Origin of the sequence: Alishewanella tabrizica, assembly GCF_014652375.1 — a bacterium.
GTDB classification, from domain to species: Bacteria; Pseudomonadota; Gammaproteobacteria; order Enterobacterales; family Alteromonadaceae; genus Alishewanella; species Alishewanella tabrizica.
On the sequence record NZ_BMYR01000002.1, the window covers coordinates 325,573 to 347,995 of the forward strand.

The following is a 22,423-nucleotide window of genomic DNA, read 5'->3' on the forward strand; positions in this document are numbered from 1 at the left end:
CCCGGCAGCTGCCGGGACTTGGGTTAAAAGTGCCAGTGCTTAATTAAATTGCATTTTAATGTAATCAATCATCCGACTGAAAAACCCACCTTTTTCAACCGTTTCTAACGCCACTAGCGGATATTCTGCAACCTCTTGTTGCTCGGTGCGTAAGAATATTTTGCCGACCACTTGGCCTTTAGATATCGGGGCGACGAGTTGTTGATCCAAGGCGATCTCGGCTTTTAAATTACGACGTTGACCGCGTGGTAAGGTAATGGGTGTTGCTTGTGCTAAGCCCAGTTCAATAGTTTCTTTCGCACCTTGCCAAATGCGTTGATCAGCAAATTTCTCACCGGCTTGATAAGGCGAAAACGTTTCAAAAAAACGGAAGCCGTATGTCAGTAATTTTTTATTTTCTGCCGCGCGAGCCCGCTCGTTTGCTGTGCCCATAACCACGGATACTAAGCGCATGCCTTCACGTGTTGCCGAGGTAATTAAACTAAAACCGGCCTCCTTAGTATAACCGGTTTTAATACCATCCACTTCTAAGCTGCGATCCCATAATAAAGAATTACGATTAGATTGACGGATATTGTTATATGCAAATTCGCGCTCAGAATATAACGCGTATAAATCGGGTACATCACGAATTAACGCCCGTGATAAAATGGCCATATCGCGCGGGGTAGTGTATTGATCTTCAAGATGGAGGCCATGGCTGTTGCTAAAACGAGAATTTACCATGCCTAAACGCTCGGCATGGGCGTTCATGAGATCAACAAAAGCACCTTCGGTACCGGCGATATGTTCAGCCATGGCAACACACGCATCGTTCCCTGATTGAATCATAATACCGCGCGCTAAATCTTCTACCTTAACTTGGGTACCCACTTCAATAAACATTAATGACGAACCAGGGAAGTTTTTCGACCAGGCACGCTCACTGACGGTAACCATATCTTGCAAGCCAATATTGCCTTGCTTTAACTCCATGCCGATAACATAAATTGTCATCATTTTTGTTAAGCTAGCTGGAGCAAGCGACATGTCCGCGTTTTCTTCGGATAACACCGCACCGGTGTCATAGTCCACAAGGATATGCCCTTTTGCGGCAACGGTAGGCGCTTGCGGCGTTACGGTTTGCGCGCTTACGGAAGCGGTTAAACAGACGCTACTGATAGCTAATGCGGCGGCGCTGATAATGTATTGATAGCTTGTCATGGTACCTATTCTTTTGTTTAAGTTGTGAAAGTGTTATTCGTTAGCCGCATTGGCGACGATCGAAAAAGAAGGCTTCTGGATAGTTAGCCGCCCGAAAGCGTCTTAGCCAGTCATTCGCTTGTTGCATGTCTGACGTTGGCCCCACGAGTAAACGGTGTAAACCGTTACCAGAACGAACTTCAGTAGGAACCGAGTATTGTTGTGCAATTTGCTGTTGTAGTTGATTCGCACGACGGTTATCGCTGCTGGCCACGAGTTGAATATAGCACTGTCTGGCTAAGGTGCCGACAACCTGTGACGAGCTGCTTGAACTGCTTGTTGTAGGGGTTCGTGAGCTACCCCGCGGCTGATTAGCCAGCATAGCTGGAGATTTTAACAATTCAACCTTAACCCTGGCTGTACCGCGCTTAAGCATACCAATTTTGTAGGCGGCTGAGTACGATAAATCAATCACGCGATCTTGATGAAAAGGACCACGATCATTAACGCGCACAATGGCGCTTTGTTTAGTATCTAAATTGGTAACACGAACATACGAGGGTAAAGGCAGGGTCTTATGTGCCGCGGTCATAGCAAACATATTATAGACTTCACCATTCGAGGTGTAATGACCATGAAATTTATTGCCATACCAAGAGGCAATACCAATTTCTTCATGTTCTGTAATGTTGGCCAAGGGTAAATAGTTTATACCAAATATATTATAAGGATTATTTCCCCCTCGGCTTAAGGGTTCGGCTTGCGGATCGGGATCGGTCATTTCTAACAGCGTGGGTAATCTGTCTGGAATGCTGTCTTTATCCTGCTGATAACGCCCTTCATTGGGTGATACCATTTTTTTGCTGCTGGGAGGTGTGTCAGGGACTTGTGGTTTGCTACTGCAAGCAGTTAACACTAAGGCCGAGAGTAAGCAGATACCGCTAAAAATTATTCTGGTCATATTAGGTCTTGGCTAAACTACGTTTATGAGTACTGACTGACATTATTATGCCAAAAGCTGCCATCATGGTCACCATTGATGTGCCACCATAGCTGACTAAAGGTAAGGGTACGCCGACAACGGGTAGCAGCCCTGATACCATGCCTATGTTAACAAAAACGTAGACAAAAAAAGTAAGGGTAAAGCTGCCGGCAACCAGTTTACTATAATTGTCTTGAGCGCGGGCAGCAATCAGTAAGCCACGACCAATAATAAACAAATAGATTACAAGCAAAATCAACACACCAATCAGCCCAAATTCTTCGCTTAGCACAGAGAAAATAAAATCGGTGTGGCGCTCTGGTAAAAACTCTAATTGTGATTGGGTGCCTTGCATCCAGCCTTTGCCCTCAACGCCACCTGAGCCAATAGCAATTTTCGATTGAATAATATGATAACCCGAGCCGAGAGGATCGCTTTCAGGATTTAAAAACGTTAAAACGCGCCGCCGCTGATAATCATGCATAAAAAAGGTCCACAGAATGGGCGCAAATGCAGATAATAACGCGGTAACAAAGCCAATCAGTTTCCAACTCATCCCCGCCATAAATAGCACAAAAATCCCTGCGGTTGAGATCAGTATTGAGGTACCTAGATCAGGTTGTTTAGCGATTAAGATGGTAGGGATAAGACACATCAAAAAACCGATCAGAAGATGATGAACACGGGGCGGTAAATTATGGGACGAAATAAACCAAGCAATCGCCATGGGAACCGCCAGTTTCATAATTTCGGAAGGTTGAAATTTCATAAATCCCAGATCGAGCCAGCGCTGTGCGCCCTTACCGATATGGCCAAAGAGTAAAACGCAGACTAATAAGACCGTACCAAATAAGAATAGCGGTAACGACCATCGCCTAATGGTTTGCGGATTGATTTGTGCAAAGCCAATCATTACGGCAAGCGCAATGCCTAGCCGGATAATTTGGCCTTCTACCATACTTTCACTTTGCCCAGAGGCACTGTACAAAATGATAAGTCCATAACTAATCAGGGCAAGCAGGCCTAACAGCAGTGGGGTATCGATATGAAAGAACGCCAAACGGCTGATCCGGTTTTTAGCGTGAGCCAGACTCTCATTCATCGGTATTTACTCCGGCGCTAAAGTAATAATCAAGCATTTGTCTTGCAATAGGCGCTGCAGTACTTCCGCCGCCCCCGACGTTTTCAACGGTAACCGAGATAACAATAGTGGGGGATTCCGCCGGAGCATACCCCACATACATAGCATTGTCGCGATGCCGTTCGTTGATGGCATTGGCGTCATATTTGGCATCTTGGGCAATGCTGACAATCTGTGCGGTACCCGTTTTACCACCCGAGGTATAGGTAGCGCCACGGAAGGCGTTAAAGGCGGTACCTTTTTGGGTATTAACGGTTTGCAACATGGCATCTCTTATCACTTGCCAATTGCGGGCGTTTACTACCGGCGTGACGGTTTTTAATTCGGTGCTGACAATATCAGTGCCTAATTCATTACTAAGCTCTTTCGCTAAGTGCGGCGTAGGCTGGTCCCCGTTGTTTAATAATACTGCCGTGGTCACGAGCAATTGCAGGGGATTAATCGTCCAATAGCCTTGGCCAATACTTACCGCTACGGTATCACCATGATACCAAGGTTGATTATGCCGTGCGCGCTTCCAGCCACGCGAAGGCATATTGGTGTTAGATTCCTCTAGGATATCAATGCCACTCTTTTCTCCAAAGCCCATGCTTTGCATATAATCGAAGATACGATCAATCCCCAATTTAACGCCCATATCATAGAAAAAGGTATCGCAACTTTCGACAATGGCGCTGTATACATCTACCCAACCGTGTCCCCAACGTTTCCAATCGCGATAGCGATGTTCTACCCCCGGTAATTGAAAAAAACCGGGATCCCAAATACGCGTTGTGGGTGAAATGGTATTGGTTTCCAGCCCAAGTAATGCCAAGTGCGGTTTAATTGTTGATGCTGGCGGATAGATACCTTGCGTTACGCGGTTAATTAAAGGGCGGTCAGGCGAATTGAGCAGGGCATTATAATTCGTACTGCTTATGCCATGCACAAATAAATTAGGATCGTAGCTCGGATTGCTATAAAACGCCAAGACTGCACCATCACGTGGATCCATAGCAACAATGGCACCGCGCTTTTCCAAGAGAATTTGTTGGGCGGTTAATTGCAGGCCAACATCTAAATTTAACCGAATATTTTTACCCGAGCTCGCCGGGACTGAACGCAAGACACGGATCAAACGACCACGATTATTCACTTCGACTTCTTGAAACCCCATGGTGCCATGCAATTCGCTTTCATAGTAACGTTCTAAGCCAATTTTACCGATATCCCGGGTTGCGGCATAATTCGCCAATTGATCACTTTCTTCAAGTCGGCTTAAATCACTGCTATTAATGCGGCCAATATAGCCAAGTGCATGAGTAAACAAGTCACCAAACGGATAATGCCGACTTAAGCGCGCCTCCACAGTGACGCCTGGGAAACGATGTAAATTGACCGAGATGATGGCCACTTCTTCATCATTCAATTGTTCTTTAACGGCAATGCTATTAAAGCGGCGTTGCTGGCGCACTTCTTTTAAAAAATGGGTTTGTTGCTCTTCGGTGATCTCGATCAAGGTTGACAATTCGGCAAGCGTAGCAGCCATATCATCAATTTGTTCGGGAACTAATTCCAGTGAAAAAACCGGCCGATTGTCGGCGAGTAAAATGCCATTACGATCGGTAATTAAGCCGCGATTGGGTGCCAGTGGCACGACTTTTATGCGATTACCCTCGGAACGGGTTTGGTAAACTTGATACGACGTGACTTGCAGATGATACATGTTAACGATGATGATACTGAACATCAGTACCACAAATGCCATAGCAAAAATTGCCCGATGATTAAATAAACGGGTTTCTGCTGCAACATCTTGCATGGCAATACGTTTTTTTAACATGCTTACTCGCGATGATAAGGATGGTTAGTACTGATACTCCAAGCCCGATAAAGGGCTTCGGCTAACACCACCCGCACCATAGGATGTGGCATGGTTAACGCCGACAGTGACCATTTGGCTTCGCTGGCCAAAATACAGGCTGGCGCTAGCCCTTCGGGTCCCCCGACTAAAAAACACACATCGCGCCCATCGTGCTGCCACTCTTGTAGTTTGCCTGCAAGTTGTGGACTGCTCCAATTAGCGCCGGTGACTTCTAAGGTGACAATACGGCTGCCTTTAGGTACCGCGGCGAGCATTTTCTCGCCTTCTTGTTCTAAAATGCGCTTGATATCCGCATTTTTACCGCGTTTCCCAGCAGAGATCTCAATTAATTCAAACGCGAGATCGCGTGGAAAACGGCGCGCATATTCCTCAAAGCCCGTTTCGACCCAAGCAGGCATCTTGGTACCTACGGCAATCAGGATTAACTTCATAACAGCTTAAGCGCCCCAGAGCTTTTCCAATTGATAAAAGTTACGACTTTCTTCCAGCATGACATGTACGACAACGTCGCCTAAATCCAGCAATACCCACTCACCCGAGGCTTCGCCTTCGATCCCCAGCGGTTGTAAGCCAATTTTTTTGACTTCTGCTGCAAGGTACCCGGCAATAGACTTGGTATGGCGGTTAGAAGTTCCAGAACAAATGATCATATAGTTGGTTACGTTAGATTTATTACGAACATCTAATGTAACAATATCACGGGCTTTCATGTCATCGACTTTGTCAGCGACAAAAGCGACCAGTTCGTTAGTTTGCACCTTTTTTCCTCAGTGGCAATTAAAGGGCGGCATTTTAACACAGTTTGCGCAGGGAAACAGAGCTTAGCAACCATAGAGTTGTTGTTGGCAGATATATTGCCAAACCGCAGGCACTAACATGGCTTGAGCTTGGTGGTTGGTGGCGAGTTCTTGTCGGATAAATGTCGCACTTGGCGTAAAATCGGGATTATCCAGACAGTAAATGATCCCCGCGTCTTGCTGAGAGAGTTGTAAAAGGCTACCGCCATATTGACGTAGTAGCGCTGGAGCATCACCTGTGGCTGAGGAGTAGCCCGGTCGCTGACATACTATCAAATGGGCGAGGGTAAGGATTTGCTGCCACTTATGCCATTTTGTGAAGTACTGCAATGAATCCATACCAATAATAAAAGCCAGTCGCTCGTAAGGATACTGCGCTTTCAGTTGTTGCAAACTGTCTACCGTATAGGAGGGTGCTGCGCGATTGAGCTCTAGCCGTTCAAGTTGCATTTGCGGTTCGTCAGCAATGGCCAGCGCCACCATTTCGGCGCGTTGGATACTGCTTACGCCCGGTGTGGCACGATGCGGCGGCAGATGGCAAGGCATTAATCGTATACTGGCTAAGTGACAATGCTGTAACACATAGCGCGCGCAGGCTAAGTGGCCATGATGGATAGGATCAAAGGTTCCGCCAAAAATGCCAATGATTGGGTTATTCATAAGCATGCTGTAATGAAAAGCCACGGGGTATTGGGTGACAAAATAGCGTAACTAAATGTGCTAAGGCTAATAACGGATCGGGTAAATTTCCGGATTTATACTCCCGATCAAACGCGGCCAGCTCTTGTAAAATATACTCTATCCAACGCAGGGTTAAGCGTTTAATAGCTTGCTGATATAAAGGTTGGCGTTTAGGCCAAATAGCCATTTGTTTAAATTGCTCTGCTAGCGAACCTGATGCTGCGGCTGCCTGTAATTGCCGTAATTGCAGTAATTCTTTTTGCAGTTGCCAAGCGATAATAACCGCTTCAGTATCCTGTTCGAGTAAGCGTTTTAAGCGGTGCAAAGCGTCAGCACTGTTACCTGTTAACACTGCGTCAATAAGTTGAAATACAGTGTAGCTGGCATTGTCAGCCAAAAACCGACTAAACACCGTGGCATCTACTCGTTCGTTTGTGTGGGTTAAGGCCAGTTTTTCTAATTCTTGGCGAGCGGCTAATAAGTTGCCTGCACTAAATTGCTGTAATAGCTGTAATGCATCAGACGTTAATTGGACATTAAGCCGTTGCGCGCGTTGTTGCAGCCATTGTCGCTGTTGGCGTTCATCCAAAGGATAAATGGGCACTTGTACTGCATGCGCTTGTAATTGTTTAAACCATGCCAGCTTACTTACATCACTATGGCTGCGGCTACCGTGTATCAGCAAGACAATATCGGGATGAAGCTGCTGCGCCAAGCGTTTTAAATGCTCATTAACCGTTGCCGGTGGCTTTGCTTGCGCTAACTCAAGTTCAATTAAACGTCGTTCGGCAAACAACGACATAGCACTTAATTCGTTATAAATATCTTGCCAATCAAATTGGGCGTCGGCCGAAAAACTAAGACGCTCTAAAAACCCTTGCTGCTTGGCGGCAAGGCGAATTTCTTCAATCGCTTCTAATTTTTGTAATGGCTCTTCGCCAAAAATTAAATAGCAGGGCATAAGGCCCTGCGTAAGTTGTGAGGCTAACTGATTGGCATAGAGTTTTTGCATTAGCCCAAACGTGCCAGTTGGCGAATAATACGATTGGCGGCTTGCTGGCGAAGTTCGCTTAACAATAGCTCTAATTCCTGTGCTTTTGCCAATGCTTTATTCGGATCGTCTTGATAGTCTCTATACAATTCAAATTGATAAAGTTGTGGTTCCTGACCGGCTAACTGGATCCGGTACTCTACTTTATAAATGAGCTCGTATTCTGCCACTTGGCCGTTAGCAAATAGCGATAATGTGCGCCGTTCCAGCGTATCACGAATTAAATACAATGCCGGTTTATTGGCATCAAAGTCTGCTAAACGCGCCACGTTATTTTGTTGAAAACGCTGATTGAGTAGAGCCGCAAGCTCTGAGTGTGCCTCGCTTTGAACATAAATTGCAGGGTATTGACTCAACGGCAAACTACCGCGTAGATGAAAACCACAGCCCACCAGCAAGCTGGCGGCTAGGCATAACAAAACTAACCGGGCTTTAAACCAGTGGGCAACCATATTAACCTACCACCAAATTGAGTAATTTACCGGGAACAAAAATGACTTTGCGAATAGCGACGCCGTCGAGGAAACGCTGTACATTATCATCTTCTTTCGCCAGTGCTAATACCTGTTCTTGAGTGGCATCTGCAGCAACGGTAATTTTTGCGCGCACTTTACCGTTTATCTGTACTACAACCAGCTTTTCATCTTCAACTAAGGCTGCAGTATCCACTGTAGGCCAGCTAACCTGTTCAATATTGTGCTGATTACCTAATTGCGCCCATAAATATTGGGCGATATGCGGTGTAATCGGATTAAGTAACTGTAACAAGGCCGTACAGGCTTCGCGCATAACAGCACGATCTAATGGTGTCGCTAGGCTAGCTTTTTGTAACTTATTACTAAGCTCCATAATAGCGGCAATAGCGGTATTGAAGGTGTAACGACGGCCAATATCGTCGGTGACTTTGGCAATGGTTTTGTGTAATTCACGACGTAGCACTTTGTGCTCGCCATCTAAATCGGCCAAAGTTAACGCACCCGGTTCCCCAGCGGCTTGTACATCGGATATCAAGGTGTAAATACGTTTTAAGAAACGATGCGCGCCTTCTACCGCGGAATCTGACCATTCAAGCGTTTGTTCTGGCGGGGCAGTAAACATCATAAATAACCGCACCGTATCAGCACCGTATTGATCAATAACTTTTTGCGGATCAATACCGTTATTTTTTGACTTCGACATTTTACTCATGCCAGCCGATGATACGGGGTGGCCATCAGTTTGCAGAACGGCTTGCGTAATACGGCCTTTTTCATCACGCTCTACTTGCACATCTTGTGGTGAAAACCATTGTTTACCGCCATTCTCAGTATCGCGATAGAAGGTCTCTGCTAGCACCATACCTTGGCAAAGTAAGCGTTTAAAGGGTTCATCACATTGCACTAAGCCCACATCACGTAATAATTTATGGAAAAAACGGGCATATAATAAGTGCAAAATAGCGTGCTCAATACCGCCTATGTATTGATCAACCGGCAGCCAATAATTAGCCTTTTCAGGATCCAGCATTGCTTGATCATGATCTGGGCTACAATAACGCGCATAATACCAACTTGATTCCATAAACGTATCAAAGGTATCGGTTTCATGAAAGGCTTCACTGCCGTTGTACTGGGTTTTGGCCCAGGCTGCGTCTGCTTTGATCGGAGATGTTACGCCATCCATTACCACATCTTCGGGTAACACTACCGGCAGGCGATCTTCGGGAACAGGTACCACTGAGCCATCTGGCAGGTTTAACATAGGGATAGGTGTGCCCCAGTAGCGCTGGCGCGATACGCCCCAATCGCGTAAGCGATAATTTACTTTTACATCGCCTTTACCCAAGCTTGCTAGCTTGTCAGCGATTGCTTTAAACGCGGCATCAAAGTCTAAACCGTCAAATTCATTAGAATTGATCAGTAAGCCTTTTTCGGTATATGCCGCGGAATCAAGCGTTGTCGCGCTACCGTCGATAGCCGTGACAACTTGTTTTATCGGTAATTGATACTTGGTCGCAAATTCATAATCACGCTGATCATGACCCGGAACAGCCATTACAGCGCCTGAACCATAATCCATTAAGACAAAGTTGGCTACCCACACCGGAACATGCTCGCCGGTAAGGGGATGTATTACCGTCATGCCGGTAGCACAGCCTTTTTTCTCCATGGTCGCCAATTCAGCTTCGGCCACCTTGCCGCCTTTGATTTCATCAATAAAAGCGGCCAATGCACTGTTGGTTTTCGAGGCGGCTTGCGCCAAGGGGTGTTGTGCCGCAACGGCCACATAGGTTACCCCATACAGAGTATCTGGGCGGGTGGTATAGACTTCAAGCTCACTGTCTTGGCCCGCAATAGTAAACCGGATATTGACGCCCTCAGAGCGACCGATCCAGTTTTTCTGCATTGTGCGTACTTGCTCTGGCCACTCGGTGAGTTGCTCTAAATCTTGCAGCAGCTCTTCGGCATATTGGGTAATACGAATAAACCATTGGGCTAATTCACGTTGCTCGACCAAGGCTCCTGAACGCCAACCGCGACCATCAATCACCTGTTCATTTGCCAAAACGCATTGATCAACGGGATCCCAGTTCACTGTTGCCATTTTTTTGTACACTAAGCCTTTCTCGTACAGCTTAGTGAAAAACCATTGTTCCCAACGATAGTAATCGGGTTTACAGGTAGCAACTTCGCGATCCCAATCATAGCCAAAACCTAGCCGTTTTAATTGGGTTTTCATATAATCAATGTTTGCGTAAGTCCATTTGGCCGGTGCGGTTTTATGATTGATTGCCGCATTTTCGGCCGGTAGACCAAAGGCATCCCACCCCATGGGCTGCAAAACATTTTTACCCTGCATGCGCTGGAAACGGCTAACAACATCGCCAATGGTGTAATTACGCACATGACCCATATGTAATCGGCCACTGGGGTAAGGAAACATGGAGAGGCAGTAAAACTTTTCTTTGCTGGGATCTTCTGTCACTTTAAACGTATTGTTGTCTTGCCACTGTTGTTGCAGGGTGGTTTCAATGTCTTGTGGATTATATTGCTGTTGCATTTAGGTCTTCCAGAAAAGTCTTAGTGCGGGCCTGCGAGTTTGCACGAAAACAACATACAGGCAAAAATTCGCTATAGCATACCTTAGGCGGGTTTTGACAACAATAAGCAGTGTTTGGTCTATACTTGTTTTAAGCGCCTGTTTGACGCGCTCATCTTTGTTTTCATTTGCTAACCGGAGTTTGAGATGGCTGAATTTAAACAAAAGTACCAACAATGGCTGCATGATTTAAGTGACACCCTAGAGCACGCCCGTGAGCATCAGATCCAAAATATGTTGGAATGGGCCGAGACAGTTAAAGCTTATTTAACAGCAGGCAAAGAATTAAGTGCTTACGAGAGCCAGTTATTTATCGAAACGCTCAAGCGTCAGTGGGCAGAAGCGCAAGACCAAGCACCTTCTGATCCCAGTGCGATCACGCAAGCAAAACACCCCTCAATGTGGACCGAAGAGCTTTGGCTGCAATTAAGTCAGATCACTGATAAAACTCAAGTAGAATGGGCAGAACTGCTCGACGATTTGCATCATCAAGGGGTGTACTATCAAGGCGAATATGTCGGGATGGGGCGTTATCGTTGCAGCGCGTGCCATGAAAGTATTGATTACACGCATCCTGCCGAGTTACTGTCATGTTTTAATTGTCGTGGCGTACAGTTTTTTCGCGATGGTTTACCCGTTTAGTGGTAAGTAGGAATAGGCAGAGGGTTTAAAATATGCTGCAACATCAGGTAATCGCTTGTATTGATCCATCACCTTATGCCGAGGCGGTATGTGATTATGCGATTTGGGCTGCCATGCAATTAGAAGCCCCTTTAACCATGTTGCATGCCATTGATAAAGCCCAGCATACTCAGACGCCAGACTTAAGTGGCAGTATTGGCTTGGGCTCTCAAGAGCTGTTATTGCAGCAATTGGTGGCGCTAGATGAAAAACACAGCACGTTAGCGCTTGAGCGAGGCCGGGTAATGCTTGCTGCGGCAAAAGTACGGGCCTTACAAGGCGATGTGAGTAGTGTTAATGAACACCTTGAACACAATACTCTGGTTAATACGTTAAAAACGCTCGAGCCGGATATGCGATTATTAGTGTTAGGCAAGCGCGGTGCGCAAAGCGCTGAAGAGCATGGTCAATTAGGCTTTCACATCGAGCAGGTGGTACGCAGTGTACCGCGACCGATTTTGTTAGCGCAGCAACACTTTAAAGCCCCGATGCGGGTCATGCTGGCCTATGATGGCAGTGCGACAGCACAAAAAAGTTTGGCGATGCTAGCGGCTAGCCCTCTGTGCCGCGGGCTGTTGATTCATGTAGTTTATGCCTCTACACGCGCAGAAGCGGCAGAGTTAGCCGTAGAAGCGGCCGCGTTACAGTTACGAGAGGCGGGGTTTAGCACTCAAACGGCCATTGTACTCGGGGAGCCTGATGAGGTGTTACACACCTATCAACAACAGCATCATATTGATTTACTGGTTATGGGAGCCTATGGACACTCACGTATCCGACAATTTTTTTTAGGCAGTACCACCACAGCAATGATGAGAAATGCTAAATGTGCCTTATTAATTTTACGTTAGGCAGCTGAATAGGTTTTAATCACTTACACCTTATTAGACTAAAAGCCAGTATAGCTTTTACGTTTTAGTGGTAATTAGACCTACTAAAGCAAAAAAAAGGGCGTATCATATGTTCTCAATATCTGCAGCGGCTTTTGTTTTGTAGATAGAGAACCCTCCCTGCTTACTAACGTTACAGAAGTCATCATGTTCAACTTTAGAACTCTTTTGGTGTTACTGCTTACTGTTGCTGTTTTTCCAGCATCAGTGTTTGCTTCCTCCGGTCCTATCGATTTAACCCTCAGCCCCATTGGTATAATTGCTATAAGTTTCTTTGCTTTAGCATACATATTAGTAATGGCAGAAGAAAAAATTCATCTGCGTAAATCTAAACCAGTATTGGTGGCAGCGGGGATTATTTGGGCATTGATTGGCTGGCATTACATGCAAGCGGGTATGCCTGAAGCCTCTGAATCAGCGTTTCGGCATACGTTGTTAGAGTTTTCGGAATTAATGTTGTTTTTGCTTGTTGCTATGACGTATATCAATGCGCTGGAAGAACGGCGTGTATTTGATGCGTTACGTGCTTGGCTTATTCGCTCAGGCTTTAGCTATCGAACATTATTCTGGATCAGTGGGGTGCTGGCGTTTGCTATCTCGTCTTTTGCCAACAATATGACAACCGCCATGCTAATGTGTGCCGTGGTGATGAAAGTGGCTGAAGGTGATAAAAAGTTTATCAACCTAACGTGCGTGAATATTGTGGTCGCGGCGAATGCAGGCGGGGCCTTTATTCCCTTTGGTGATATTACCACCTTAATGGTGTGGCAAGCCGGCATTGTTACCTTTAATGAGTTCTTTACTTTGTTTGTTCCGGCCGTGGTTAACTATATAGTACCAGCCCTGATTATGAGCCTGTTTGTGCAAAAGCGCTCACCTGGTGGCTTCTCCGAAGAAGTGGAATTAAAACGTGGCGCGCTGCGCATACTTACCCTGTTTTTACTGACGATTGCGACTGCCGTCGCGTTCCATTCTTACTTAGGTTTACCCCCTGTCTTAGGCATGATGACAGGCCTTGGCTATTTACAATTTTTTGGTTTCTTTTTACGCAAAACCTTACCAGGATCGTTGGCTCGGAAAAAAGCCATTGCCGAGCGCGAGGGTGATATCGAGCGCTTACGTGCCTTAGGTCAAGTCGTCCCCTTTGATGTATTTAGTCGGGTAGCACGCGCTGAGTGGGATACATTACTGTTCTTCTATGGTGTGGTCGTGTGTGTGGGCGGGCTAGGATTTATTGGTTATTTAGAGTTGTTATCGACAGCGCTTTATACCAACTGGAACCCCACTGGCGCTAACATTGTGCTTGGCTTAATGTCTGCAGTAGTAGATAACATTCCGGTGATGTTTGCTGTATTAACCATGAATCCTGAAATGTCACATGGTCACTGGTTATTGATTACACTGACGGCGGGCGTGGGGGGCAGTTTACTGTCTATCGGTTCTGCCGCCGGCGTTGCCCTGATGGGACAAGCGCGTGGTTATTACACCTTTGTTGGACATTTAAAGTGGGCGCCGGTCATTTTGTTAGGCTATTTTGCTAGCGTAGCGTGTCATCTGTGGTTAAATGCTGAGCTGTTTACCATTTTCGGGTAAACGTAAAGCGTAGTTTTGGCATTAACGCCCTAAGGTAACTCTGGGCGTTAATTTTTAGTTTTTGATAATAAATGAGCGTTGAATATGTCAAAAAAAGTGTATTGTATTGCCCAGTTTTTGCCCAAAGCAGGCCAAGAAGCAGCATTATTTAAGGTGTTACAGCAGTTAGAGCCCAACACGCTGCGTGAAGATGGCTGTTTGCAATACATTGTGACGCGGCAAATTCAGAGTCCTTTCGCCGAAGGTAAAAGTTTCCCCATCGTGTTTAACGAAATTTGGGCTGATTTGGCGAGTTTTGAAGCACATTGTCAACGCAGTGGTATTAAACAATTTTTTGAACAGTATTGTTTAGCCGAGAATGGTCTCGCGGCAGAGTGGAATGTGTGTATTTATTCAGACGAGCCTACAGATTTTGATGCACCCACTTTTGTATGATCCTTTTAGCAATGTCTTGCAGATAAGCCTAGTAAAGTAGGCTTATCTGCTGAGTTCTTCGATGTTGTACGTTTAATAATATCTTTAATTACGCCACTTCTTTTTCGGCTAAATGCAGTTCCATCATGGCTTTTAACAAGCGGAATAAGCGAATTGACGCATCAATTTCTTCGCGTCTGTTGGTTAAACTCTCTACATTTAATCCCAATGGGATCTCTAGTTTGGCACAATGTTGCAGGATCTGTTGCAGGTTATCGCGGCAAATTTTGATCGATTCATTTAACGGATTTTCGGCATCTAAAATGCGGTATTGGCTACCCTCTGGTACCGAGATCCCGAGCCATTGCATAAAGGTTAGCGTTTGCTCGCCGCCACAAGGCGTAAAGGTTAGGATGATGCGCTTAGGACGTAAGCCTTGTTGTTTGCAACTACGCGCATAACTTGTCAGCAAATCTATTGTAGCTTGCGCGTTATATACCGCTTGCGAGATAAAAAACTCACAGCCTTGGGCTGATTTGTCTATTAAGCGTAAATGCTCATTACCCTTTTTAGCGTGACGTTCGGCAATCGCGACGCCGCCTAAATAAAACTGTGCTGGATGTTCAGCTAACTGTTGATACGCTAACGGTAAGCTCAGCTTAATCTCGCCATTGGATGAGGGACTGCCCACGAGCACTAAATTTTGTAACTTATACGTCTGCGCCGTTTGTGTTAACCATTGACCAAAGGCATCGGCATCACGCTGTGCGACACTTTTGTAGGTGATGATCTCTTGTTGAGACAATTGCTGTAACAGGCAGCTATATTCACGTGGATCTAAGGTGCTATGAAAAGGAAAAGGCCGTTCTACAGTCACTCGGCTACTTTCATCTTGGATGTCATAGACAATTAATCCGTCGTATTCAATTTCATTGAGCCGGCTTAACAGCTTTTGTGCAATACGCGCAGTTTTATCTGCCGGCGTAGTGGCTTTCGGTGGCGTAGTACCAATTAAGTATACACCTTGACGGGGATCTGTAATTTTTTGCTGTAACGATAATGCCATACGAAGTGCACCTCAAAAGCCGGTTGCTTTACGTTCAATGCGCTAAGTATACAGTTATTTAGATGGCTAGCCATCTAAAATTTAATGAAATTACATTATATTGATAAAAAATTACCTTGCCGCGACCAGCGCGCCTTGGGCTGCCCATTGCGTAATATAGGGTAACGCTGCCAGTTGTAACTGGTCAGGCGTAAGCATCGGTAAATGTGGCGCGATTGCCATGATCACGTCAGTTAAGGTTTGCCCAGGCATTTCTGATATCTGATGTAATAAGAGTAAGGTGGCGTGATTTAAGGTGACAAAGATTACGTCGTCCTGCTTATCCCGATAAATTAAAAAACGGTGCAATTCTCCCGGTGCCTCCGGTTGATAACTTGGGCTGATATAATGTACCGGGTAGGGATAGGCCGCTAGCATGGCCACGTCGGATAATGCCAAAGGCGTTATTAGCAACTGCTCAGGATCAATTATCGTCTGAGGTTCAGTATTTGGTTTGCTACCTATATATAACTCTGCCCATTCGTAATGGGCCAATTCTGCAACAAACACCGGATCTACGCTTTTTAGGGAATACTGTTGTAAAAAGCTCACAAACTGCTCAGCAATATGCAAGAAAAAGGGCGATTGACAGGGATATTCAGCAAAAAACTGTTGTTGTAAGGCAAGCCAGGCGTTTTTATCATAGAGGCTATGCAACACCGGAAAGGCGTTATCTATAAAACCACACACATTGTTAAAGAATAAGTCTCGATATACCTGTAAGCGTTCACTGGCTATCCCTTCAGGTACAGGATGGGCGTTTGGATCGCGCAGATAATTAGCGAAGCTAAGTTGAGTGGCTTTTAGAGAGGACATTAACGTTTAACCGTAGCATTATGTTGCACAAATTTTATTTGGGTGAGCTCATCACACAATGCGGCCATCGGGGGAAGATTAAAATCGCGCTCATATAACGTAGGTTTTACTCCATGTTGTTGATACGCTTGCTCTAAGAGTTGCCAAACTGGCTGAGGAATATTCGCACCATGGGTATCAATTAGCAGGGTTTCGTGTTGCTGATAATGTCCGGCAATATGATAATACGCAATGCGTTCACTCGGCAGGGCGTTTAAAAATGCCTCGGCAGAATAGCCGTGATTAACTGCATTAACATAGATATTGTTTACATCGACTAACAACTGACAATCTGCTTCAGATAATACCGCATTTATAAAGTCTAACTCCGTTAACTGTTGCGCGGGTGCTGCATAATACGAAACATTCTCGATAATCAAAGGACGTTCTAAGATGTCTTGTACCTGCCTGATCCGTTTGGCAACATAATGTACGGCTTCGTCAGTAAACGGAATGGGCATTAAATCGTATAAGTGGCCGGCAGCTGAGCAATAGCTCAGATGTTCACTGTAAAGCAGAATCTGATGCTGCGTTAAAAACTGCTTAATTTGCATGATAAACGCGGTATCTAAGGGATCTGGACTGCCAATTGATAAAGATAATCCATGGCAGAAAAAAGGATGGCGCTCACTCAGTGCTCGGAAATCACGTTGTAATTTACCGCCATAAGGTAACCAATTTTCTGGCGCGACTTCAAAAAAATCGATAGCAGCAGGTTTGTCGGAGAGTAACGCTGGCAACATCTCACGACGCAGGCCTAAGCCTGCGCTATGCAACGGCAGTGAATAGGTCATTTAGATCAGTGCGAACCACATTTGCCTTCGCCACACTTCATTTCCTTTGCTTTATCGCTAGCGGCTTTTTTGGCATCGGTAGCCTGTTTTTTAGCCTCGGCAGCGGCTTTTTGCATCTCTGCGCCACATTTACCTTCACCACACTTGCCTTCACCACATTTCATTTCTTTGGCTTTGTCAGTGGCAGTATTTTTGGCAGCCGCAGCTTGTTTTTTTGCGTCAGCAGCGGCCTTTTGCATCTCGGCGCCACATTTACCTTCACCGCACTTTCCTTCACCACATTTCATTTCTGTGGCCTTATTAGTAGCGCTATTCGCCTGTTCTTTTAATTTGACTTTAACACCTGCATTGGTGCTGTTGTTATCGGTAATTTGATAGGCCATGCTCAATTGCTGTGCCTGAAATGGGTTGGTTTGATCTGCCGCAAAAGCGCCGCTGCTCAGCGTTAATGCACCTAGTGCAAGCGTTAATTGGGTTTTTGTCATAGCATTCATCATAGTATCCTGTAACGTAGCATATTTTAACAACATACTATTAAGCCTAAACAGCTTAAGAGCGTCTGTAAAGTTACCACGCGTTATTTCTGGGGGATGTTTCGCATTATACTGTAGCTTTTAATAGCCAGATATACCTAAGCATATGCAAATTGGCAGCAGAATCTTTGCAAGAAACACTTTTGTTGGGGATGTTCTAGAAAAATTGGAGCAAGACTCGCTGTGAGTCTTGCATAATGTTGTACAGAGCTACACCGGTTATGTTGTTAACCATTTTTGCCCAGATTGTCGCACGGTTTGTCGCACAGAATGCCGCCTAATTAGTGGCGGGGTCGCCGTTTTTGGTGCTGGTAAAACAGGTGTTAATGCACCCGATAAAAACGGCAAAAATAATCAATAACGCTATGGGCATCTAAGCGTTGGAATTTCAGATGATGCTTTTCTACCAATGCGCGTCCCAAGGTTTGCAGGGTATGATCCAAAGGCGCACCTGCTGGGCGTTCAATTTGGTGCTGACTAAACAAAAAATCTAAGGCAGCTGACGTGTAGGATTTTCCGGGTGAAGGCTGCGCTAATTCTAGCTCGTGTAAACGTACCCCTAAATTACGAATTTTCTGTAAACAGTAGCGCTCGTTCATGATCAGCTCCGATAATCTAAATTGTGATATACCATTATCGGCGGCATTTTCATAAACTTTAGCGCTGGGCAGACCCCTTGGCTTTTTGTTAGTATAGTCATACTTCTACAGCGCAATACCGTGCAAATATTATTTAAGGCAATACATGACTCAGCTTAGCCAAACGCTGGCGCTTAATCCTTCGCAGTTGTGTCCACAACTGGATCCACAATTGATTACAAACGCACTTAAAAAGCAAGAACAGCTGCCTGCTTTTATTGGACAAGATCGGGCGCGTACTGCGCTGGAGTTTGCGATTGGTATGGATATGCCTGGGTATAATTTGTACGTTATGGGGGAGCCGGCGCTGGGGCGCTTTACCTTAGTGCAAGAAATCCTACAACACGCGGCGAGCGAAAAAGCGACCCCCGACGAATGGTGTTACTTAAGTAATTTTGATGATGAACGGGTACCTAATACGTTGCGCTTACTCCCTGGTGAAGGCCGGCAATTGGTAAAAAAATTAGAAGCCTTAATTGATGAATTATTGGATACCTTTCCAGCCGCTTTTGATAACCCAGGCTATCAACGTAAAAAGAAGGCTATTCACAGAGCCTTTGATCAGCGATACGAGCAAGCGATTGAGCGCGTTGAGAAAAAAGCACTAGAAAAGCAAGTTGTTTTGTATGAAGAAAATGGCGCAGTCAGTTTTTCACCGATTATCGATGGCAAACCGTTGGACGATCAGGAATTTTCAAAGCTAACCGAAGAGCAACGGCAATACTTTTACGGCTTAGTGTCGGAGCTTGAAACCATTCTTAATGAACAATTGTTAGAATTGCCACAATGGAAGCGTGAGTTATCAGAAAGCCTGCGTACCTTACGCAAAGAAACCATTGAGCAAGCCATTAAGCCCATGCTAAAGCAATTAGAGCATGATTACAGTGCTGAATTGGGCGTACTTAAATATTTGCGTGATATGCGTTCACATTTGGTCCAGGCCGTACTAGAGCTGTTACCTGACGAATCAGACGGTGAAAAAAACGAAGAGCCCGTTAGTCGCGAAATCTTTATCGAAGAATTTGTGCCCAATGTGTTAGTACATTACGAAACGATGTCGGGGGCGCCGATTATTTTTGAAGCAAATCCCAGTTATGGCAATTTATTTGGGCGCGTAGAATACAATTCTGCTGGAGGTTCACTCTTTACGAATTATCGGATGATTCGACCTGGTGCGCTGCATAAAGCAAATGGGGGCTATTTAATTTTAGATGCTGATCGTTTGTTGTCGCAACCTGCCGTGTGGGATACGCTTAAACTGGCATTAAAAGCGGGGGAGGTGGCGATTGATACCCTCAGCGAGCATGCCGTAACAAACTCCACCATTATTACCCCGAAAGCCATTCCCCTGAATGTGAAAGTGGTATTACTGGGATCGCGTGATCTCTATTATCTAGTTCAAGACTTTGATGAAGAGTTTAATGAGTTATTTCGCGTTTTGGCCGATTTTGAACATTACTTGCCATTTAACAGCCAAACCTTAAGTGACATGACGCTGCAAATTCAGTTGCAAATGCAAGAGATGCATTTTAGCCATTTGACAGAATGCGGCTTACAGCAACTTTTGCTCTTTAGTTTTCGGCAGGCAGAACATCAGCGCAAGTTGTCGGCTCGGTTTGCCGATGTGTTAGAACTGGTACGTGAAGCCTGTTATTTTGCGCGGCAAGAACACGCCACTGAGCTCACTGCCGTGCATGTAAAGCAAGCCTTGGCGGGTAAGCAATATCGTACCGGTCGTATAAGTGAAGGCTTTTTAGAAGATATTCAAGAAGGACAAATTTTAATTGATACCGATGGTTTAGCCATAGGGAAAATTAATGGCCTAACCGTGCTGGAAATTGGCGATACCGCCTTTGGCACGCCAGCCCGGATCAGCGCTACTGTTTTTGCCGGCGCCAGCGGAGTGGTTGATATTGAACGTGAAGTTGAGCTGGGTAAAGCAATCCATTCAAAAGGGGTTTTATTACTCACCGGTTATTTAGGCGCTAAGTATGCGCGGCAGTTCCCATTAACACTGAGTGCCAATATTGCGATGGAGCAATCTTATGGTCATATTGATGGCGACAGTGCGGCCTTAGCCGAAGTGTGCGCCTTGATCTCTGCCATCACTGATTTGCCCATTAAGCAAAATTTAGCGGTGACGGGCTCGATCAATCAACATGGTCAAGTGCAAGCCATTGGCGGTGTGAATGAAAAGATTGAAGGCTTTTTTAGACTTTGTCACTCACGTGGTTTAACGGGGGAGCAAGGCGTCGTTATTCCAGCAAGTAATCACATTAATTTGGTGCTACAAGATGATGTTGTTGCTGCAGTAGCCGCCGGGCAATTTCATATTTACACCGTACGCAACGTTGATGAAGCCCTTGAACTATTAATGGGGCAGGTGGCCGGTGAGCGCAATGCCCGTGGTCAGTATCCGAAAAAATCCATTAACGGTAAAGCCCTTGCACGTTTAGCTGAAATTGCTGAGCTGGTAAATGGCGGCTCGGAAGCGTAACGAGTCAGTTATATCACGTGGCGAGAGACGTCCTTTCAATAGCGCATAGATTGAAGGACGTCGTTTTAAGAACGAACGCGACGCCATCCGGCGACAACCAGAATTAGGCCAGCGATACTAAAGATGGGAATATTGCCCCATCGACTGTAAAGCGTTGTCCCGGTGGTCAGCGGGATCTCATCACTTACAATAGCCTCTGTAAACTGCGGTGCACGTTGTCGAATTTTACCATCGGCGGCAATGGTGGCGGTAATACCGTTGTTTGTAGCGCGGATCACGGGTTTGCCAAATTCCAAAGCGCGCATTTGGGCAATTTGCAAGTGCTGATGTGGGCCGATGCTGTCACCAAACCACGCATCATTACTGACGGTGAGCAAGAGTTGTGTCTCTGCCGTCATATTGGCGCGAATTTGTGCTGGAAACGCAATTTCAAAACAAATGGCCGGCAGTAAATGATAACCATTGGCCAGCATATTGGGTTGGATGTAGCTGCCGCGACTAAAAGAGCTCATCGGCAAATCAAAAATAGGTGCTAAGCGCCGCAACAGACTTTCAAACGGCACAAATTCGCCTATCGGCAATAAATGATGTTTACTAAAACGGTTACTATGGCCGTAAACATAGTGGCCGCTGTTATCCTCGGCGTGCTGCTTCCCTACTACCACCAAATTATTCCATGCTTCACCGGTTTGCTGACGATAATCAATGATCCCGGTGATCACCGCGGTATCGCTGTATAATGCGGATTTATCTAAATTCTCTAAAAAGTCTTGTGCCAAGGGTTCCAATCGCGGAACGGCTGCTTCTGGCCAAATAACAATTTGATGACTGCTAAGATGGGGGCGTGTTAGATCTAAATATTTCAGCATGGTGGGCCATTCTTGTTCAGGCGCCCAGCGTAGATCTTGTTTTATATTCCCTTGTACCAGTAATACGGGGACGTTTTGCTCGGTATAGTGCCATCCTTTTAGCCCTGCTAACCCTGGACTGATGCCCAGTAAGCTAAGTGCAAAGCCAGTAAATATAAGGTGCGGTTCACGACCAGTGCGTAACACCAATATGCTACTCAAGGCTGCGGCGGCGAATACCATTAATAGGCTGATGCCGATTTCACCAATCAAGGGCGCCCAATGGCGCAGGGGCGAATCGACTTGGCTGTAACCCAACGATAACCAAGGGAAGCCTGTTAACATAACGCTACGCAGCCATTCGATTAACACCCAACTGGCCGCAAAAATGAGCGGAAAGGGTAACGCAGTACGCAGTTTTTGACTAAGGTAGCCCGCAAGCGCTGGAAACAACGCTAAATAGGCCACGAGTAAAGCCATCAACGCTATGCTGCCAATCAGGGGTAAGCCGCCAAATTGATCAATACTAACATGGACCCAACTGATGCCAACACCAAACCAACCGAGGCCATATCCAAAGCCAAGCCAAGCGGCCTGCTTCGCACTGGTGCTTTGCTGCAGATAAACACAGAGCAGCAACAGGCTAACGAACGGTATCCACCACAGAGTATAGGGCGCAAACGCTAAGGTGTTACTGGCCCCCGCAAGGGCCAATAAACCGACTTTACCAATGATGCGCCATCCTGGGCGACGATCCGCTGCGGATGAATGAGAAGGGCGTGCCTCTGGTGTATTGAAC

General features: G+C 45.8%; 21 protein-coding genes. 5 read left to right on the plus strand and 16 right to left on the minus strand.

The genetic code is table 11. The annotated features are described in order from the left end of the window. Positions 1–39: 39 nt before the first annotated feature. From IE070_RS03785 to leuS, 10 genes are all read right to left on the minus strand, one after another. The gene (locus IE070_RS03785; RefSeq protein WP_189480614.1) at positions 40–1,203 is read right to left on the minus strand and encodes a D-alanyl-D-alanine carboxypeptidase family protein; all 1,164 of its coding nucleotides are present in this window, start codon (positions 1,201–1,203) and stop codon (positions 40–42) included. A 40-nt stretch (positions 1,204–1,243) separates the two neighbouring features. Then, complete coding sequence (locus tag IE070_RS03790) at positions 1,244–2,143, minus strand: septal ring lytic transglycosylase RlpA family protein (RefSeq protein ID WP_189480616.1); 900 nt, start codon at positions 2,141–2,143, stop codon at positions 1,244–1,246. Position 2,144: 1 nt separating this feature from the next. Continuing rightward, positions 2,145–3,266: a rod shape-determining protein RodA gene (gene rodA / locus IE070_RS03795; protein WP_189480618.1), complete on the minus strand. Its 1,122-nt coding sequence runs from the start codon at positions 3,264–3,266 to the stop codon at positions 2,145–2,147. Continuing rightward, the gene (gene mrdA / locus IE070_RS03800; protein ID WP_189480620.1) at positions 3,259–5,127 is read right to left on the minus strand and encodes a penicillin-binding protein 2; all 1,869 of its coding nucleotides are present in this window, start codon (positions 5,125–5,127) and stop codon (positions 3,259–3,261) included. The genes rodA and mrdA overlap by 8 nt, the downstream gene beginning before the upstream one ends. 2 nt (positions 5,128–5,129) lie before the next feature. Next, on the minus strand, positions 5,130–5,600 hold the full coding sequence (gene rlmH / locus IE070_RS03805; RefSeq protein WP_189480622.1) for a 23S rRNA (pseudouridine(1915)-N(3))-methyltransferase RlmH: 471 nt from the start codon (positions 5,598–5,600) through the stop codon (positions 5,130–5,132). Between the two features lie 6 nt (positions 5,601–5,606). Continuing rightward, positions 5,607–5,927 carry a ribosome silencing factor gene (gene rsfS, locus IE070_RS03810; RefSeq protein ID WP_189480624.1) on the minus strand — a complete coding sequence of 107 codons (321 nt, stop codon included), beginning with the start codon at positions 5,925–5,927 and terminating at the stop codon, positions 5,607–5,609. Between the two features lie 63 nt (positions 5,928–5,990). Next, a complete protein-coding gene (gene nadD / locus IE070_RS03815) occupies positions 5,991–6,626 on the minus strand; it encodes a nicotinate-nucleotide adenylyltransferase (RefSeq protein WP_189480626.1) in 636 nt (211 codons plus the stop codon). Then, positions 6,619–7,659 (minus strand): DNA polymerase III subunit delta, encoded by a 1,041-nt coding sequence (gene holA / locus IE070_RS03820; protein WP_189480628.1) that lies wholly within the window; start codon positions 7,657–7,659, stop codon positions 6,619–6,621. The genes nadD and holA overlap by 8 nt, the downstream gene beginning before the upstream one ends. Further along, complete coding sequence (locus tag IE070_RS03825) at positions 7,659–8,150, minus strand: LPS-assembly lipoprotein LptE (RefSeq protein ID WP_189480630.1); 492 nt, start codon at positions 8,148–8,150, stop codon at positions 7,659–7,661. The genes holA and IE070_RS03825 overlap by 1 nt, the downstream gene beginning before the upstream one ends. Before the next feature lies 1 nt (position 8,151). Continuing rightward, positions 8,152–10,737, minus strand: coding sequence for a leucine--tRNA ligase (gene leuS / locus IE070_RS03830; RefSeq protein WP_189480632.1), 2,586 nt, complete (start codon positions 10,735–10,737; stop codon positions 8,152–8,154). A 186-nt stretch (positions 10,738–10,923) separates the two neighbouring features. Between leuS and IE070_RS03835 the strand changes: the two genes are divergently transcribed. From IE070_RS03835 to IE070_RS03850, 4 genes are all read left to right on the plus strand, one after another. Beyond that, the gene (locus IE070_RS03835; RefSeq protein WP_189480635.1) at positions 10,924–11,418 is read left to right on the plus strand and encodes a zinc ribbon-containing protein; all 495 of its coding nucleotides are present in this window, start codon (positions 10,924–10,926) and stop codon (positions 11,416–11,418) included. 32 nt (positions 11,419–11,450) lie between these two features. Further along, positions 11,451–12,308 carry a universal stress protein gene (locus IE070_RS03840; RefSeq protein WP_189480637.1) on the plus strand — a complete coding sequence of 286 codons (858 nt, stop codon included), beginning with the start codon at positions 11,451–11,453 and terminating at the stop codon, positions 12,306–12,308. Between the two features lie 186 nt (positions 12,309–12,494). After that, entirely contained in the window at positions 12,495–13,940 is a 1,446-nt protein-coding gene (gene nhaD, locus IE070_RS03845; RefSeq protein ID WP_189480639.1) for a sodium:proton antiporter NhaD, read from the plus strand. A gap of 84 nt (positions 13,941–14,024) precedes the next feature. Then, the gene (locus tag IE070_RS03850; protein WP_189480641.1) at positions 14,025–14,375 is read left to right on the plus strand and encodes a putative quinol monooxygenase; all 351 of its coding nucleotides are present in this window, start codon (positions 14,025–14,027) and stop codon (positions 14,373–14,375) included. 88 nt (positions 14,376–14,463) lie between these two features. On the opposite strand, the gene IE070_RS03855 is transcribed toward IE070_RS03850, so the two are convergent. From IE070_RS03855 to IE070_RS03875, 5 genes are all read right to left on the minus strand, one after another. Beyond that, positions 14,464–15,420 carry a hypothetical protein gene (locus tag IE070_RS03855; RefSeq protein ID WP_189480643.1) on the minus strand — a complete coding sequence of 319 codons (957 nt, stop codon included), beginning with the start codon at positions 15,418–15,420 and terminating at the stop codon, positions 14,464–14,466. A gap of 111 nt (positions 15,421–15,531) precedes the next feature. Continuing rightward, positions 15,532–16,275, minus strand: coding sequence for an HvfC family RiPP maturation protein (locus IE070_RS03860; protein WP_189480645.1), 744 nt, complete (start codon positions 16,273–16,275; stop codon positions 15,532–15,534). Beyond that, positions 16,275–17,108 (minus strand): HvfB family MNIO-type RiPP peptide maturase, encoded by an 834-nt coding sequence (locus IE070_RS03865; RefSeq protein WP_189480647.1) that lies wholly within the window; start codon positions 17,106–17,108, stop codon positions 16,275–16,277. The genes IE070_RS03860 and IE070_RS03865 overlap by 1 nt, the downstream gene beginning before the upstream one ends. A gap of 5 nt (positions 17,109–17,113) precedes the next feature. Next, positions 17,114–17,638, minus strand: coding sequence for an HvfA family oxazolone/thioamide-modified RiPP metallophore (locus tag IE070_RS03870; RefSeq protein WP_229796908.1), 525 nt, complete (start codon positions 17,636–17,638; stop codon positions 17,114–17,116). Between the two features lie 326 nt (positions 17,639–17,964). Continuing rightward, positions 17,965–18,240, minus strand: coding sequence for a hypothetical protein (locus IE070_RS03875; protein WP_189480649.1), 276 nt, complete (start codon positions 18,238–18,240; stop codon positions 17,965–17,967). Positions 18,241–18,385: 145 nt separating this feature from the next. Between IE070_RS03875 and IE070_RS03880 the strand changes: the two genes are divergently transcribed. Continuing rightward, entirely contained in the window at positions 18,386–20,776 is a 2,391-nt protein-coding gene (locus IE070_RS03880; protein ID WP_189480651.1) for a Lon protease family protein, read from the plus strand. Positions 20,777–20,841: 65 nt separating this feature from the next. On the opposite strand, the gene lnt is transcribed toward IE070_RS03880, so the two are convergent. Then, complete coding sequence (gene lnt / locus IE070_RS03885) at positions 20,842–22,359, minus strand: apolipoprotein N-acyltransferase (RefSeq protein ID WP_373296907.1); 1,518 nt, start codon at positions 22,357–22,359, stop codon at positions 20,842–20,844. Positions 22,360–22,423: the final 64 nt, after the last annotated feature.

What these genes read in the sequence shown, in the direction of transcription:
- IE070_RS03785 (WP_189480614.1), bottom strand. Translation starts at nt 1,203, where the DNA reads ATGACAAGCTATCAATACATTATCAGCGCCGCCGCATTAGCTATCAGT.
- IE070_RS03790 (WP_189480616.1), bottom strand. Translation starts at nt 2,143, where the DNA reads ATGACCAGAATAATTTTTAGCGGTATCTGCTTACTCTCGGCCTTAGTG.
- rodA (WP_189480618.1), bottom strand. Translation starts at nt 3,266, where the DNA reads ATGAATGAGAGTCTGGCTCACGCTAAAAACCGGATCAGCCGTTTGGCG.
- mrdA (WP_189480620.1), bottom strand. Translation starts at nt 5,127, where the DNA reads ATGTTAAAAAAACGTATTGCCATGCAAGATGTTGCAGCAGAAACCCGT.
- rlmH (WP_189480622.1), bottom strand. Translation starts at nt 5,600, where the DNA reads ATGAAGTTAATCCTGATTGCCGTAGGTACCAAGATGCCTGCTTGGGTC.
- nadD (WP_189480626.1), bottom strand. Translation starts at nt 6,626, where the DNA reads ATGAATAACCCAATCATTGGCATTTTTGGCGGAACCTTTGATCCTATC.
- holA (WP_189480628.1), bottom strand. Translation starts at nt 7,659, where the DNA reads ATGCAAAAACTCTATGCCAATCAGTTAGCCTCACAACTTACGCAGGGC.
- IE070_RS03825 (WP_189480630.1), bottom strand. Translation starts at nt 8,150, where the DNA reads ATGGTTGCCCACTGGTTTAAAGCCCGGTTAGTTTTGTTATGCCTAGCC.
- leuS (WP_189480632.1), bottom strand. Translation starts at nt 10,737, where the DNA reads ATGCAACAGCAATATAATCCACAAGACATTGAAACCACCCTGCAACAA.
- IE070_RS03835 (WP_189480635.1), top strand. Translation starts at nt 10,924, where the DNA reads ATGGCTGAATTTAAACAAAAGTACCAACAATGGCTGCATGATTTAAGT.
- IE070_RS03840 (WP_189480637.1), top strand. Translation starts at nt 11,451, where the DNA reads ATGCTGCAACATCAGGTAATCGCTTGTATTGATCCATCACCTTATGCC.
- nhaD (WP_189480639.1), top strand. Translation starts at nt 12,495, where the DNA reads ATGTTCAACTTTAGAACTCTTTTGGTGTTACTGCTTACTGTTGCTGTT.
- IE070_RS03850 (WP_189480641.1), top strand. Translation starts at nt 14,025, where the DNA reads ATGTCAAAAAAAGTGTATTGTATTGCCCAGTTTTTGCCCAAAGCAGGC.
- IE070_RS03855 (WP_189480643.1), bottom strand. Translation starts at nt 15,420, where the DNA reads ATGGCATTATCGTTACAGCAAAAAATTACAGATCCCCGTCAAGGTGTA.
- IE070_RS03860 (WP_189480645.1), bottom strand. Translation starts at nt 16,275, where the DNA reads ATGTCCTCTCTAAAAGCCACTCAACTTAGCTTCGCTAATTATCTGCGC.
- IE070_RS03865 (WP_189480647.1), bottom strand. Translation starts at nt 17,108, where the DNA reads ATGACCTATTCACTGCCGTTGCATAGCGCAGGCTTAGGCCTGCGTCGT.
- IE070_RS03870 (WP_229796908.1), bottom strand. Translation starts at nt 17,638, where the DNA reads ATGTTGTTAAAATATGCTACGTTACAGGATACTATGATGAATGCTATG.
- IE070_RS03875 (WP_189480649.1), bottom strand. Translation starts at nt 18,240, where the DNA reads ATGAACGAGCGCTACTGTTTACAGAAAATTCGTAATTTAGGGGTACGT.
- IE070_RS03880 (WP_189480651.1), top strand. Translation starts at nt 18,386, where the DNA reads ATGACTCAGCTTAGCCAAACGCTGGCGCTTAATCCTTCGCAGTTGTGT.